Raw genomic sequence first — 14,454 nt, 5'->3', positions numbered from 1 at the left:
TCTTGGCAATCCACTCCAGCCAAGAAGTATCGTCCCAATGGCTGCTTGGATCTTTGTCGGCTTGATAGCGCTCTTGCAACAGGGCCAGATAATGGCGGCGGAGGTAATCCAAAAGCTCAAGCGCCACCTCTTCTTCGTCCAGCGCGTTGCGTCCGACTGCACCGCCGGCCGCAAGGTTGTATCCGCCTTCTTCAACAATAATTTTCGGCCACAACATACCGGGGGTATCGTAAAGCCAGAAATCGTCGGCAAGGAAAAGGCGCTGTTCGGCTTTGGTAATACCGGGTTCGTTACCGGTTTTGGCAGATTTTTTGCCGATCATGCCGTTAATCAAGGTGGATTTGCCGACGTTGGGAATACCGCAAATCAGGACACGCAACGGCTTCTCGATACCTTGGCGATGCGGAATCATGGCGCGGCAGGCTTGGGTGATTTTGCCATGTGTGCCGGTTTCGGAAGAATCCAGCGCAATGGCGCGGGTATCTTGGCGGCTGTTGTAGTGTTCGAGCCAAACTTTGGTGCGCTCGGGATCGGCAAGGTCTTGCTTGTTTAAGATTTTGAGTTTGGGCTTGCCTTTGGACAACTGGGCAAGCAAGGGGTTTTCGCTGGAAGCAGGCATACGCGCGTCCAACATCTCAATCACCATATCAACGCTTTTAATACGTTCGGCAATGGCTTTTTTTGCCTTGTTCATGTGGCCGGGAAACCATTGGATAGCCATGTCTTTTTGCTCTTTCTATTCGTATCTGAGGCCGTCTGAACAATCATTGTTTTTCAGACGGCCTCGATATTGGGATAATCGGTCAATCAGGATTTAGAGATTGCCATGCTCGTAGCTGTAATACCCAGCTTCATCCATACATTGCTCAAACGTTTTGGATGTATTTCCATTTTGGACTTGCGATTTGCAGGTATTGATTTGGCGGGAAACTTCAGCTTCACTCGCGCCGGTACGGTGCCAACGGTAAGCAGTAACAGGCTCTGTCGCGCAGGCGGTCAAGATAAGCAGGGATAATGCGGTCAGACTGATTTTTTTCATGGTTTCTTCCTTTGAGGCCGTCTGAAACGGCAAGTTAACGTCCTGCCAAGCTTTGTGCCTGACGGTGGCGGACAAGGAGTTCATAACAGCCTTTGAGGCGTTCGGCCAGTTTTTCTATAACATAAACGGAGCGGTGCTGACCGCCGGTACAACCGATGGCAATCGTCACATAACTGCGGCTCTCTTGCTGCAGGCGCGGCAGCCAGCGGTTTAAGAAATGCTCAATATCATCAACCATTTCTTGAACCAAAGGCTGCTGGTCCAAATAATCTTGAATGGGTTTGTCCATACCGGTAAAAGGGCGCAATTCCGGATCGTAATACGGATTGGGCAGGCTGCGCATGTCAAACATAAAGTCGGCATTATTGGGAACGCCGTATTTGAAACCAAAGGATTCAAGAATAACCAGCAAACCGATGCGTTCAATGTTGAGCCATTGTTGAACGGCATAACGCAGCTGCTGCGCGTTCATTTTGGACGTATCGATGCAATATGCAATGTCTTTGAGCGGAAAGAGCCATTCGCGTTCTTTTTGCAGGCTTTCCAACAAGGTCAGATTATGGCCGGACAAAGGATGGCCGCGGCGGGTTTCCGAGAAGCGGCGTACCAACACGCCCTCTTCTGCTTCAATAAAGAGGACTTCGACTTGATGCCCTTCATGCCGCAAATATTGGATTTGCTCTTGCGCTTCCTGAATATTGATACCAGAACGGATGTCAACGCTGACACCGAGTTTGGTTTCATCGGCACGTTCGATGTGGAGTGAAACCAACGACGGAAGCATTTCCAAGGGAAGATTATCGACACAGTAATAGCCCAAATCTTCAAGCTGTTTGAGGGCTACGGATTTTCCTGAGCCGGATAAGCCGCTAATCAGGACGATTTTCATGGTTTTGTTCGTTTTCTTTGAGTTGTGTTTGATGGCGTTCGAGGAATTCTTTGGTGCTGTCTTTGCCGCGCAATTGAAGGATGTAATTGCGCACCGCAGCTTCAACCAATACTGCTAAGTTTCGACCGATTGCAACAGGCAGGGTAACGGAACGGACACTGACGTTGAGGATAGATTCTGTTTCGGTACGGATGCTCAATCGATCGAGTTGTTTCATGTATCCGTCGTCAGCCGGAACCAAATTAATAATCAGCTGGAGGATTTTTTTCGGACGGATGGAGGTTTCGCCAAAAATATGGCGGATATTGAGTATGCCCAAACCGCGTACTTCGAGGAAATCACGCAGCATAGGCGGGCAACGGCCTTCCAGCATTTCCGGGCCGGTGCGGAAGAGTTCGACCGCATCATCGGCAATCAGGCTGTGGCCGCGCGAAATCAGCTCCAATGCCAATTCGCTCTTACCCAAGCCGGATTGTCCGGTAATGAGTACGCCCACTTCAAATACATCCAAAAATACGCCGTGCTTGATGGTGGAAGTCGCCAATGTGCGTTGCAGATAAATCCGCAAAACGTCCATCAAGTGCGGGCTTTCCTGTTTGGAAGTCAGTAAGGGGATACTGTTGGTATGGCAATAATCACGCAATTTGGGCGAAACCGGCAAACCGTTGGCGACGATGACCAAAGACATGGGGATGTCGAAAAGCTCGCCGAAATCATAGTTGAGTTCGCCCGATTCCAGACGGCGTAAATATTCGGCTTCGGCTACGCCGACAACTTGAATTTGGTTGGGATGGATAAAGTTTAAGTGGCCGACCAAGGCCAAGACGGGTTTATCGGCTTCGACACCGATACGGTTGTCCGCGCCGGAATTGCCGGCAGCCCAAGCAAGTTCGAGTTTGTGCTGATTGTCGGAAAACAGGCGGCGGACGGATATGCTGGGCATGAATTACTCTTCGGTCAGGAGTGTGCGTACTTCTTCGGCAGAAGTCGCGGCCATCAATGCTTCACGGACGGCTTTTTGAGAGAATCTGCCGGCCAGTTTGGACAAGACTTCCAAATGTTCGCCGGTAGCGTTTTCAGGCACAAGCAGGATGAAAATCAGGGAAACGGGTTTGCCGTCGGGCGCATCAAAGGCGACCGGCTCTTTGGTACGGATAAACGCACCGGTGGCTTTTTTCACGCATGCGTGACGGCCGTGGGGAATCGCCACCCCCTGCCCCAAACCGGTCGAACCGAGTTTTTCACGGGCAAACAGGCAGTCGAACACGTTGGCATTCGGTAATTCTGCTTCATTCTCCAGCAGCTGTGCGGCCTCTTCAAACAGACGCTTTTTGCTGCTGACTTCCAAATCCAAAACGATATGGGACAAAGGTAAAATTTCGCCGATCAGGCTCATATGTATCTCTTTTAAATGTCGCAAAACAATGGGATTGTACCGATTGTCGGTGCAAATCTCAATCCTGAAGGCGTAATTTACACTCGTCCCGCTAACATTTTCCATGTTGTTTTTGATATTTTTTAACGAGCCGAAAATAATCCAACCATTTGATTATGATTGATTTAAAGTAAAAATTCCATCATTGGCTAAATCACGGTTTAAATAAAAAGGAGTATGTCCGGCATACTCCTTTTCCCTTTCTTTTCAGACGGCCCCAACCTCGTTTTTTAAAACAGTTTGGACACCAAAAACAACCAGAAATAATGGCAGACCAATCCGCAAAACCACGCCAAGCCGATGCGGTTGTTGGCCAAAAACGTTTGGAAGCACAACTGACGGTCGCGCGTACGGATGGCGGCATATTGTTGGCACTGCCAATACGCAGTTATCGGCAATACCAGCCAATACGGCCAAGTTGCGCCGATTTTGATACCCAACACCGCCATCAATACGGTAAACCAAAAATGGCAAAGCATGGCTGCGCTAATGTCGTGATGGCCAAATGTGATTGCCGAAGTTTTAATGCCGATTTTCAAATCGTCTTCTTTGTCCGCCATGGCATAAATCGTGTCGTAAGCCAGCGTCCATAAGGCATTGGCGGTAAACATCAGCCACGCTTCGGGAGGCACTCGGCCTTGCACGGCGGCAAAGGCCATGGGGATACCGAACGAAAATGCCAGTCCCAAATAAAACTGCGGCAACGGGAAAAAGCGTTTGGTAAAGGGATATGTGACGGCCAGAAACAAGGCCGGAAGGCTCATCAGCCAGGTAAAGCGGTTGAGCGGCACCAGACACAAGGCCGCCATCAGACACAACATGACGGTCAAAAGCAGCGCTTCGGTTTTGGAAACCAAACCTTTGGCAAACGGGCGGTTTTTGGTGCGCTCTACTGCGCCGTCAAAATTGCGATCGGCAAAGTCGTTCACGACGCAGCCTGCGCTGCGCATTAAAAACGTGCCTGCAGTAAAGGCAATAAAAATATCCGCATCGGGAACGCCTTTAGACGCAATCCACAATGCCCAATAAGTCGGCCACAGCAAAAGCAGGGTGCCGATGGGTTTGTCGATGCGCATCAGTTTGGCGTATATCACCATCCGTCCGACAGCGTAACGCGGTAAAAATTGTAGGAAAAAGCGCCGTATGTTCATTGGTGTAATGTGTCGTTGTATATGTATTGATGCTGAAGGAAAGGCATTTTAGAGCCTTAGCTCTTATTATAATTTATTGCCGTCTGAAATCAAACGAATCTTAACGATTTAATTTGTTGTATTATAACAGAATTATGACAAACATCGGCAATCGGTTTTCTTTTCAGACGGCCTTATCGGTATAAATCTATTAATTTCAATAAGAAATATTCTGTTAATTCCAATATTTCGCCGTTCCAATCGAAATACGAACGGCGCGCGGTAACAGGCCGTCTGAAAGACGGATGATCGGCATCTTCAAAACGAAGAAACTCAAAATCCGAACGTTTCAATGGCAATGTACCGTCAAACAGACGCTCGCCCAAAGGCTGCGTTCCGCAATCCAATAATTTAGTCCATAGACGGCTATCCGGCCGGCACGCGCTTCTGGCTTGTATCACTGTTTCGCCGTCCAGTTTGAGCAAAACATCGCGCACAAAGATTTCTTCTCCGTTTTCCTCCTCCTTCGTCAAACCCAAATACACCGGCTCGACTGAAAAATCCTTACCTGAAGCGCGCAACGCAGCGGTTAGCGAAGAAACGGTCAGCAAATGTCCGACCTTAGACGGCAGAAGACTTGAAGCTTCTGCATATGAGCAAAGCGTGCCACTCGGTATATCAAGCTCCATCTGGCACCTCTGTTTTGGCCAACTCCTGCCATTGGGCTTCAGGAAATTCATCTTTCAGACGGCCTTTAAGATATTCCAAGGTGTCGCCGGCAACGGTTTCATCTTTGCTGTCGTGGATATGGTTGAAAATCAGGCTGTGTAACCGGATACCGTATTGTTTGAGCGCGGCGAAGCTAAGCAGGGTATGGTTGATGCTGCCGAGCCGCCCGCTGGTAACGAGAATGACGGGATAAGCCTGTTGCTGAATATAATCAATGGTTAACAGGTTTTCCGTCAGCGGAACCATCAATCCGCCTGCGCCTTCGACCAATACGATTTCGTATTGTGCCGCCAGTTGCTCCGTGGCGGCACGGATTTTGTTCAAGTCCAAAGTCCTGCCGTCCAGACGGGCGGCGAGGTGGGGCGAGGCGGGATAGCTGAAGATTTCGGGCATGGTCAGCCGCTGTTTGTCGGCTTCCTGCATGGGTATGCCCATGATGTTGCGGTGGACGGCGATGTCGTCGGCGATGTTTTGGCAACCGGTTTGCACGGGCTTTTGCGTGATCACGCTCTTGCCCTGCTGCAACAATTGTTTTGCCAACATGCCGGTGGCGACGGTTTTGCCGATGTCCGTGTCTATGCCGCTGACGAAGTAAACGCCTTTCATTTGCTGTGTTCCTTCAAGATTTGTACGGTTTTGTCGGCAAGTTCGGTCAAGAGGCCGTCTGAAATGATGTAAGGCGGCATGAGGTACACCAGCCTGCCGAATGGGCGCACCCAAATTCCCTGCACCACGCAATCCGCTTGAAAACGCGCCATATCCACGCCTTTTTCCAGCTCGATCACGCCGATGGCACCCAAGACACGTACGTCTTTCACGCCTCGAATGTCCCATGCAGCGTTCAGACGGCCTTTTAAGATGCTTTCAATGCGACGGATATTTGCCTGCCAATCTTGGGACAAAAGCAACTTGACCGAAGCGCAGGCAACGGCACACGCCAGCGGGTTCGCCATAAACGTCGGGCCGTGCATAAAAACACCCGCTTCGCCGCGCGAAATCGTTTCGGTGACTTTTTGCGAAGTAATCGCCGCCGCCAGCGTCATATAGCCGCCGCTCAAGCCCTTGCCGATACACATAATATCCGGTACGACCTCCGCGTGTTCGCAGGCAAACATCTTGCCCGTGCGCCCGAATCCGGTTGCGATTTCGTCAAAAATCAACACGATATCAAATTCGTCACACAAATCGCGCAATCCGCTAAGATACTGCGGATGATAAAAATACATACCGCCCGCGCCCTGCACGACCGGTTCCAAAATAAAGGCGGCAATGTCCGCATGATGCGCTTCAAACAAGGCGCGGACAGGCTGCAAATCCGCCCCGTCCCATTCATCGTCGAAACGGCTTTGCGGATTATCGACAAAATAACGCTGCGGCAGAGCGCTGCCGAAAATATGGTGCATCCCCGTTTCCGGATCGCAGACGGACATCGCGTTCCAAGTATCGCCGTGATACCCGCGCCGCACCGTCGTGATATTCTGCTTCGCGGTCAAACCCCGCGCCTGCTGGTATTGTACCGCCATCTTCAGCGCGACTTCTACCGAAACCGAACCCGAATCCGCATAAAAAATACGGTCCAGCCCCTGCGGCAAAATCCCGACCAATAATTTGCCCAGTTCCACCGCCGGCTCATGCGTCAAACCGCCGAACATCACATGCGACATCTGTTTAATCTGCGCCTCAACCGCCTGATTCAAAACAGGATGATTATAGCCGTGTATCGCACACCACCAAGACGACATCCCGTCAATCAGCCGCGTACCGTCCGCCAATTCGATATGCACGCCCTCCGCTCGGCGCACCGGATAAACAGGCAACGGGTCGGTCATAGATGTATAAGGATGGAGCAGATGGGTGCGGTCGAAATCGAGCAGGGAGGAATGTTCGGACATGTTAAAAACAATGATTTGATCAGTTTCATTATTATATAACATATTTTCTATTTCAGACGGCACGTCTTCCGTACTGCATCAACGCCAATCCGCCCACCGCCGCCAAACAGCCGGCAACCAAGGAAACATGCAATGCCTCGCCCAAAAACCAAGCGGAACACAAAATGCCGAATACCGGCACCAAAGTGATGTACGCCGCCGCGCTGCCTGCGCCCAAAGTCTTCACGCCTTCAAAATACCACGCATAGCTCAAGACCGTTGCACCGACAGACAAGCCAATCAAAGCAAACCAGCCCCTGCCGTCCATTTCGGCAAGCATACCAAACGGCAGGCCGTCTGAAATCAGCGCCGGCGGCAGCAACATCATTGCACCCAGCCAAGCGGTGGCCACGGTAACCGTCAGCGCGTCAATCCCCTGCAACACCGCCCGGCCTATCATCGTATAAGTGACCAAGCAGCAAAGGCTGAAAAACACCAGCACTTCGCCCCACCCTAGGCCGCCGCCCGACAAAAACGCCGCAATCTCGCCATGCGTGACCGCCCATATCGAGCCTGCCACAGCTAACAGCATACCCGACACAATCTTGCCGTTGAGTTTTTCTCCAAACAGCAAAGCCGCAAAAAACATCGTCAACACAGGATTAAACGTAACCAACACCGTCGCCCTCGAAGCAGGAATCCTCTGCAAACCCAGCATAGACAATACGGTAAAACCAAATACGCCGAATGTCGCCGCCAGCGCCAATCCAAGCCATTGTTTGCGCGACAAAACCGCCAAAGTACGCAACCGATACCGTGCAAACAGCCAGCCCAAAAGCAAGATTGCCGCCGTCAAAAAGCGCAGCATACCGCCCGTTAAAGGCGGCAGCGCCTGTCCCAACATCCGCCCCATCGGCCAAGATGCGCCCCAAAACGCCGCCATGCCCAATAGTTTTAGATGGATTGCCAAATGTTTCATAATCACAATAAATGGATAACTTGGATAATCGGTTTTAAGCTTGCGCCAACCATCACGGAAACAAAGGCCGTCTGAAAGACTGAAATCCAGCTTTTTCAGACGGCCTTTACTGCTCAATCAATCAGGCTTACAACTCAATGCCTTTAAGTTTTGCCACGGTATTGATGTCTTTGTCGCCGCGGCCAGAGAGGTTGACCAAAATCACTTGGTCTTTGCTCATTTTCGGCGCGTTTTTCACCGCCCAAGCTACGGCGTGGCTAGATTCCAGCGCAGGAATAATGCCCTCGAAACGGCAGAGCAAATCAAAGGCTTCGAGTGCTTCGTCGTCTTTGGCAACGGTGTATTCCACGCGGTTGATGTCGTTCAAATGGCTGTGTTCCGGGCCGATGCCTGGGTAGTCCAAGCCTGCGGAAACAGAGTGCGTACCCAGGACTTGGCCGTTTTCGTCCTGCATCAAATAGCTGCGGAAACCGTGCAGTACGCCGATAGGGGCTTTGCTGGTAATCGGTGCGGCGTGGTCGGGGGTATCCACGCCCAAACCGCCGGCTTCTACGCCGATCAAACGTACGTTTTCTTCTTCGATATAGGGATGGAACAAACCGATGGCGTTCGAGCCGCCACCCACGCAGGCAACGGCAACATCAGGTTGGCGGCCGATGGCTTCCAACATTTGTTCTTTGGCTTCATTGCCGATCACGCATTGGAAATCGCGTACCATTTCGGGATACGGCGCAGGGCCTGCGGCAGTGCCGATGATGTAGAACGTATCGTCCACGCGGGCCACCCATTCGCGCATGGCTTCGTTCATCGCGTCTTTCAGCGTGCGGCTGCCGCTGTCGACGCTGACCACGTTCGCACCCAATAATTTCATGCGGAACACGTTGGGCATTTGACGTTGGATATCGTCTGCGCCCATGTACACGTCGCAAGTCATGCCGAAGCGTGCGGCAACAGTGGCGGAGGCCACGCCGTGCTGACCCGCGCCGGTCTCAGCAATCACGCGTTTTTTGCCCATGCGGCGGGCAAGCAATGCCTGACCGATGGTGTTGTTGACTTTGTGCGCGCCGGTGTGGTTCAAATCTTCACGCTTCAGCCAAATTTGTGCGCCGCCCAAATGCTCGGACAATCGCGCGGCATGGTAAACAGGGCTGGGACGGCCGACATAGTGTTTCAAATCATGGCGGAACTCTTCCCAAAATGAAGGATCTTCTTTCGCCGCTTTATAGGCTTCTGCCAATTCTTGCAAAGCAGGAATCAGGGTTTCGGAAACATACAGACCGCCGTGTTCGCCGAAAAAGCCTTTCTCGTCGGGAGCGTGATAATTTTTCATGGGATTTTTCCTTGTTCGTTTTCTGGTTTCAGACGGCCTGATTCAGTAAAGGGTCGTCTGAAAGTAAAAATTGTCAGCAATTATAGCCGTTTTCCATTCATCTTGTCGGCAACTAATTGAATAATAATATCAGCAGACAAAATAGGAACAACAGCGTACTGCTCGATGTTGCAAGCAATGCCGCACCCAACGGCGGTGCAATATATTTTTCTTCGTTTTTGTTTCTCAGGCATATTTTTAGTGCCAACATTCCCAGCCACAGTGCCAGCAACCAACAACCCAGAAAGTTAAGCGCAAGCAAAGCAATAATCAACGAATCGGTATTTATGGTACTTGTGTTCAAAAATATCCAATTAAGGCCGTTAACAGACATAATGACTGTAGATATTTGTATCACATACAAAAGCGTTCCGCCCAACAATATCTTGATATGCCATTGTTTAGCCTTCAACCACACTGAGACGACATTAAAAAGCCACCACAACGCCATAAACGTCATTAAAGAGATTTCATAACGGTCCATCGCCCTACTCCTGAAAAACAGTCAATCCAGCCGTTTCGAAAAAAGCCCGATACGCCGCCGCTTTTTTCGCCAAACTCAAAGGATAGGCGCGCGAAGTCGAAGGCAGGCGCGTCAGGGTCAACTCACGTCCAGCATAGGGAAACGGCACTGTTTCGCCGGTTTTCGGCATTTTCATGCCGCTGCCTTGAATCTCCAACAAAACTTCGGTTGCCTTACCGCCGGTGGTGCAAAGATGGCGACACTCGGGCATTTGCGCCAATACTGCCGCCAAATCGACGGTCTCTATCACTTTTAAAAACTTATCCGAAGCATTGCCATGTTCGCGTATTGCCTTCAATACGGTCGGACAGGATGCAATCCCCTTCTCACTTAAAAACGCTTTGATTTTATCGGCATCAAACGCCTTTTCGCCCTGCTTTTGAAAATGCGCCGCATCGCCGAAAAACACCAGCCCGTACACGCGCCACATATCGTTTTGAAAATTCGGATAATGAAACTGCATCGCGTGTTTTTCTTCTTTAGGCGGAAACGTCCCCATCATCATGACCGTTGCCTGCGGCGGCAACAAGGCTGCGAAAGGGTGGGACTCAACGATTGGCTCTTGCATATCTGTATTCCGGTTGCTTTGAATTCAAACAAAATTTCAGACGGCCTTTACCGCCTGAATAAACGCCGCCATTTTCTCCCTGCTCTTAACCCCGCCGGAGATTTCCACGCTACCGGACACATCCACCGCCGCCGCACCACTGATTTTTACCGCTTCGGCAACATTTTCCGCAGTCAATCCGCCGGCCAGTATCCACGGTTTGCCGATATTGCCGTGCAACATGGTCCAGTCGAAACTTTGTCCCGTACCGCCGTATTCGGTCGGATGATAGGCATCAAACAGCAAAGCGCGGGCATTCGGAAATTTGGCACAGGCCGTCTGAATATCGGCAGCGGACTGTACGCGCACGGCCTTCAAATACGGGCGGTCAAACCGACGGCAAAAATCATCGTCCTCATCGCCATGAAACTGAATCACATCTATCGGCACCTGACGCAAAATCTCACGGATGGCTTGCTCTTTTTCATTCACAAACAAGGCCACCACCGATACAAACGGCGGCAAATTTCTCACAACCGCCTGCGCCTGCTCAATATTTACAGCCCGTTTACTCTTGGCGTAAAACACCAGCCCGATGGCATCCGTGCCCAATTCGGCCGCAGCCAGCGCGTCTTCAGGTCGGGTAATACCGCAAATCTTGGTGCGTATGGTGTTCATGGCGATGGCCTTTTTAAACAGATGGGTCGGATATTATATAGTTAACAAACACAAAGTTTAAGGCCGTCTGAACATGAAATATCAAGTTCAGACGGCCTTAAACTTCAAAATAACCATCAGCCGATAATATTAGCGGCCGTCAGCTGCGCAGCGTCTTCGTTGTAGAAACGTGCAAACTCTGTATTGCTTTCAGCTCCTGCCCCCCGATACGCCAAGGTTTTTTGGGTGCTGTTGAACACAAGATACGAGCGGTCGGGGCTGAATGTATCCACATCGCGGACAAACAAATCCGCCCAGCCGACCTGGCTTTCTTTCTCATTAAGCAGCGGACGCATGGCGCTCAAATCCAACTTGTCTTTGACCGGATTGAAATCCAGCAAGTGATCCAGTTTGCCCTCACGAACATCCCACGCAGTAAATGCCACCGTATCTCTACCCTCGCCGGTAACAATGGTATCGCTACCCAGTCCGCCTGCCAGATAATCATTGCCATCGCTGCCTTTCAATACATCGTCAGCCGCGCTGCCATGCAAGGCCGCTACGCCTTTGTTGTCTCCACTGATGCTGACAGACCAATCAAAGCCGTTTTTGCCTAAGTCGATTTCCTTGCCGTTTGCCGCATACGCCATCTTATCGCCCTGCTGGTGCGCCGTCATTTCCACGCCTTTGAGTGACAGGACGTTACCGGCTGCATCCTCTGTCTGAACCACGGCAAGCATGGGCCGGTCATCGGTATAAATAGCAGAGGTACCGGTTGCGTATGGCGTTTCTTGGGCATCATTACTGCTGCTACCCCATTTCTTTTCAATGCCGTCTGAAAAACCGTCTTGGTCAGAATCCATCAAATAAGGATTTTTGTAATGCTTGTCGATACGTTTACCTTGGGAGAAGTATTGTTCAAGTTCGGTATCAGACTCATAAAAGCTGGTCATATTGTGTTTGCCCCATACATCATCGCTTTTAAAATCCAAAACCTTGGCATTCGGGTATCTGCCCAATCCTTTATGAACTTGGGACGCAGCAGCACCTGCAAGTACACCTGCTGCAACGCCAAATGGCCCAAAAACAAGCCCTCCCAAAAATGCACCAATACCCGCACCTGTTTTGCCTGAAAAACCATCTCCAACCCATTCGCCTTTGATTACATAGGAATTGGTTTCATACAGATGGCGTGCCTGTGTTGTATCCGAGTTGTCCGTGATACGTGTTTCCGCCATTTTATCGGCCATATCCCGTGCTTGTTTTAAAGCTTCGGGCGAATCGCTGTCCACATTCAAAACAGCCGGATTAAACAGACTGCTGCGTTTGAAATCACTTGCCCAATCATTACGCTGTTGCATGGTATGTGCGGCAAAGTATTCTGCAAGATAGCCGCCCAACGAATGTCCGGTCGAATACACATTTTTGGCATGAAGCGTATCAATATAACGGGCAATGTCATTCAGATATTTGGTTTGAGCCGGCAAATTACCGGTCATAATGTTCAAATCAGCCAAAACATCTTTAATGCTGGTAGCCTGCGTACCTCTAAACGCTACCACGACATTTTCCCAACCGCCCTTCTTGTTCGAATTGCCGAAAATCGCATAATCCAAACCGCCTCCCGGACTACCTGCCTTAAGCAATGTCCATTTCCCAACCAATTCAGATACATTGGCCTGATTGCTAAAATATTTGTCGTTAATATTCTTAGCAATAGAAGCATATTGCGTATTCCACCAATAATCGCCTTTAAACAAAGTATGCAGTTCAGATGGAGAATGATACGCCAATGATGAGAACATCCGTAAATCGCGCTCGGAAACATTCCACTCCTGTGTATTGCGGTCAATGGCATCGACCAAACCGTCGCCATCACTGTCTTTGGTAAAAATAGAATGCTGAGCCTGTTTATAACTGGGTCGAACAATATCATTGACTCTTTTTTGAGTGGCAATATTTTCCCAATACTGCAAAGAGGCCGTCTGAAGATGCTGCCCTTGTACGGTGGCATGTGTGACGGCATGACCATCTTTGTAAAGCACACGCATGGTCACGCTGTCTTGGCTGGTATCATGTTCGGGGTATTTAAAGGTTTTTGCAAAATCCGCCTCTCTATCCGAAAATTTATAATTGGATACAGATGAATAGGTCTTGTGTTGCTCTCTAAGGGTCAATGTTTCGCCTGTTTCACGAATCGTAAATACCCAATCTTCAAGGACAGGATTACTGACGCTTGGACGAGTAGTAAGACTGATATCCTTCTTACTCAAACCTTCAAAATGAATGCTGTTATGGCCCAAATTGTCTGAAATGACATCATGGCCGCTGCCGCGGCGGAACACATAAGTATCATCTCCGCTACCACCTTCAAGCGTGTCATTTCCTTCGCCGCCATCTAAATAATCATTACCGGCATCGCCGCGTAAAATATCGTTGCCGGTACCGCCGTAAAGTTTGTCGTCGCCATCGCCCGCCAACAGCAAGTCATAGCCTGCCTCTCCGCGAAGCACATCATTACCGCGGCCTCCGATCAAACGGTTGTTGCCGATGTTGCCGATTAGGACGTTGTCGGAATGGTTGCCGAAGCCGAAATAATTGCCGCTGCCGGTCAAGGTCAGGTTTTCGACATGTGTCGGCAAACGGTAAGTCATACCTGTGTAGACCGTATCAATGCCGCCATTGGCTTCTTCGATAACGACATCGTTTTGACTGTCCACATAATATGTATCGTTGCCATTACCTCCGCGCATTACGTCTGCACCGATTCCGCCGTCTAAAACATCGTCGCCTTCGTTTCCTTCCAAATAATCGTTACCATGATCGCCACGCAAAATATCGTTGCCGTCGCCACCATAAAGTTTGTCGTCATCATCGCCTGCCAGCAGCAAATCATTACCCGCCCCGCCGTAAAGCACATCATTGCCACGACCGGCGCTCAAACGATTGTTGCCGCTGTTGCCGATAAGGACGTTGTCGGAATTGTTGCCGAAACCAAAAATATTATCGTGGCCGGTCATCGTCAGGTTTTCAACATAATTCGGCAACGTATAAGTCGTATGGGTATAAACCGTATCCGTACCCTCGCCGTACCTTTCAACGATTTGGTCATTCCGGTTGTTCACAATAAAGGTATCGTTTCCTAAGCCGCCGTAAAAAATATTGTGTCCCAAGCTGCCATACAGCACATCATCACGACGCGTGCCGATAATCACTACAGACTCTTCGTTATTAGGTTGGTTTTGAGTTTCAGTCATTTCTTTATCCCTTTGTTAAATTTAATTTG

Annotated in this window: 15 protein-coding genes; all 15 read right to left on the bottom strand. The window is 50.1% G+C overall.

What is annotated here, in order from left to right:
* Window positions 1-721, bottom strand: a 721-nt coding sequence (ylqF, locus tag ACTHUT_RS03775) for a ribosome biogenesis GTPase YlqF (RefSeq protein ID WP_440418677.1), incomplete at its 3' end; no start/stop codon positions are given.
* Between the two features lie 93 nt (window positions 722-814).
* A complete protein-coding gene (locus ACTHUT_RS03770; RefSeq protein ID WP_039862229.1) occupies window positions 815-1,039 on the bottom strand; it encodes a protocatechuate 3,4-dioxygenase in 225 nt (74 codons plus the stop codon).
* 34 nt (window positions 1,040-1,073) lie between these two features.
* Entirely contained in the window at window positions 1,074-1,928 is an 855-nt protein-coding gene (rapZ, locus tag ACTHUT_RS03765) for an RNase adapter RapZ (RefSeq protein ID WP_440386190.1), read from the bottom strand.
* Window positions 1,909-2,871: an HPr(Ser) kinase/phosphatase gene (hprK, locus tag ACTHUT_RS03760; RefSeq protein WP_003747372.1), complete on the bottom strand. Its 963-nt coding sequence runs from the start codon at window positions 2,869-2,871 to the stop codon at window positions 1,909-1,911. The genes rapZ and hprK overlap by 20 nt, the downstream gene beginning before the upstream one ends.
* A gap of 3 nt (window positions 2,872-2,874) precedes the next feature.
* Entirely contained in the window at window positions 2,875-3,324 is a 450-nt protein-coding gene (gene ptsN / locus ACTHUT_RS03755; RefSeq protein ID WP_003747374.1) for a PTS IIA-like nitrogen regulatory protein PtsN, read from the bottom strand.
* 269 nt (window positions 3,325-3,593) lie between these two features.
* Window positions 3,594-4,514 (bottom strand): 4-hydroxybenzoate octaprenyltransferase, encoded by a 921-nt coding sequence (gene ubiA, locus ACTHUT_RS03750; protein WP_070850695.1) that lies wholly within the window; start codon window positions 4,512-4,514, stop codon window positions 3,594-3,596.
* 173 nt (window positions 4,515-4,687) lie between these two features.
* A complete protein-coding gene (locus tag ACTHUT_RS03745; RefSeq protein WP_440386189.1) occupies window positions 4,688-5,182 on the bottom strand; it encodes a chorismate--pyruvate lyase family protein in 495 nt (164 codons plus the stop codon).
* Window positions 5,172-5,828, bottom strand: coding sequence for a dethiobiotin synthase (gene bioD, locus ACTHUT_RS03740; RefSeq protein WP_440386188.1), 657 nt, complete (start codon window positions 5,826-5,828; stop codon window positions 5,172-5,174). The genes ACTHUT_RS03745 and bioD overlap by 11 nt, the downstream gene beginning before the upstream one ends.
* A complete protein-coding gene (gene bioA / locus ACTHUT_RS03735) occupies window positions 5,825-7,114 on the bottom strand; it encodes an adenosylmethionine--8-amino-7-oxononanoate transaminase (protein WP_440386187.1) in 1,290 nt (429 codons plus the stop codon). Before bioA ends, bioD begins: the two co-directional genes overlap by 4 nt.
* Window positions 7,115-7,166: 52 nt before the next feature.
* Complete coding sequence (locus ACTHUT_RS03730) at window positions 7,167-8,072, bottom strand: DMT family transporter (protein WP_440386420.1); 906 nt, start codon at window positions 8,070-8,072, stop codon at window positions 7,167-7,169.
* A gap of 127 nt (window positions 8,073-8,199) precedes the next feature.
* Window positions 8,200-9,402: a tryptophan synthase subunit beta gene (gene trpB, locus ACTHUT_RS03725; RefSeq protein WP_440386185.1), complete on the bottom strand. Its 1,203-nt coding sequence runs from the start codon at window positions 9,400-9,402 to the stop codon at window positions 8,200-8,202.
* 112 nt (window positions 9,403-9,514) lie between these two features.
* Window positions 9,515-9,925, bottom strand: coding sequence for a hypothetical protein (locus tag ACTHUT_RS03720; protein ID WP_440386184.1), 411 nt, complete (start codon window positions 9,923-9,925; stop codon window positions 9,515-9,517).
* A 4-nt stretch (window positions 9,926-9,929) separates the two neighbouring features.
* Complete coding sequence (locus ACTHUT_RS03715; RefSeq protein WP_070813819.1) at window positions 9,930-10,532, bottom strand: DNA glycosylase; 603 nt, start codon at window positions 10,530-10,532, stop codon at window positions 9,930-9,932.
* 36 nt (window positions 10,533-10,568) lie between these two features.
* The gene (locus tag ACTHUT_RS03710) at window positions 10,569-11,189 is read right to left on the bottom strand and encodes a phosphoribosylanthranilate isomerase (RefSeq protein WP_440386183.1); all 621 of its coding nucleotides are present in this window, start codon (window positions 11,187-11,189) and stop codon (window positions 10,569-10,571) included.
* Between the two features lie 116 nt (window positions 11,190-11,305).
* Window positions 11,306-14,425: an Mbeg1-like protein gene (locus ACTHUT_RS03705; protein ID WP_440386182.1), complete on the bottom strand. Its 3,120-nt coding sequence runs from the start codon at window positions 14,423-14,425 to the stop codon at window positions 11,306-11,308.
* Window positions 14,426-14,454: the final 29 nt, after the last annotated feature.

It is taken from the genome of Neisseria sp. P0022.S010 (assembly GCF_051956635.1).
Note: the sequence above shows the minus strand (reverse complement) of the source record. Positions and strands in the feature narration are given on the sequence as shown.

Excerpts from the sequence above, each read along its gene's own strand:
- bioA (WP_440386187.1), bottom strand. The coding sequence starts at position 7,114 with ATGTCCGAACATTCCTCCCTGCTCGATTTCGACCGCACCCATCTGCTC.
- ACTHUT_RS03730 (WP_440386420.1), bottom strand. The coding sequence starts at position 8,072 with ATGAAACATTTGGCAATCCATCTAAAACTATTGGGCATGGCGGCGTTT.
- hprK (WP_003747372.1), bottom strand. The coding sequence starts at position 2,871 with ATGCCCAGCATATCCGTCCGCCGCCTGTTTTCCGACAATCAGCACAAA.
- ACTHUT_RS03710 (WP_440386183.1), bottom strand. The coding sequence starts at position 11,189 with ATGAACACCATACGCACCAAGATTTGCGGTATTACCCGACCTGAAGAC.
- bioD (WP_440386188.1), bottom strand. The coding sequence starts at position 5,828 with ATGAAAGGCGTTTACTTCGTCAGCGGCATAGACACGGACATCGGCAAA.
- ACTHUT_RS03770 (WP_039862229.1), bottom strand. The coding sequence starts at position 1,039 with ATGAAAAAAATCAGTCTGACCGCATTATCCCTGCTTATCTTGACCGCC.
- ACTHUT_RS03720 (WP_440386184.1), bottom strand. The coding sequence starts at position 9,925 with ATGGACCGTTATGAAATCTCTTTAATGACGTTTATGGCGTTGTGGTGG.
- rapZ (WP_440386190.1), bottom strand. The coding sequence starts at position 1,928 with ATGAAAATCGTCCTGATTAGCGGCTTATCCGGCTCAGGAAAATCCGTA.
- ACTHUT_RS03745 (WP_440386189.1), bottom strand. The coding sequence starts at position 5,182 with ATGGAGCTTGATATACCGAGTGGCACGCTTTGCTCATATGCAGAAGCT.
- trpB (WP_440386185.1), bottom strand. The coding sequence starts at position 9,402 with ATGAAAAATTATCACGCTCCCGACGAGAAAGGCTTTTTCGGCGAACAC.
- ubiA (WP_070850695.1), bottom strand. The coding sequence starts at position 4,514 with ATGAACATACGGCGCTTTTTCCTACAATTTTTACCGCGTTACGCTGTC.
- ACTHUT_RS03715 (WP_070813819.1), bottom strand. The coding sequence starts at position 10,532 with ATGCAAGAGCCAATCGTTGAGTCCCACCCTTTCGCAGCCTTGTTGCCG.
- ptsN (WP_003747374.1), bottom strand. The coding sequence starts at position 3,324 with ATGAGCCTGATCGGCGAAATTTTACCTTTGTCCCATATCGTTTTGGAT.
- ACTHUT_RS03705 (WP_440386182.1), bottom strand. The coding sequence starts at position 14,425 with ATGACTGAAACTCAAAACCAACCTAATAACGAAGAGTCTGTAGTGATT.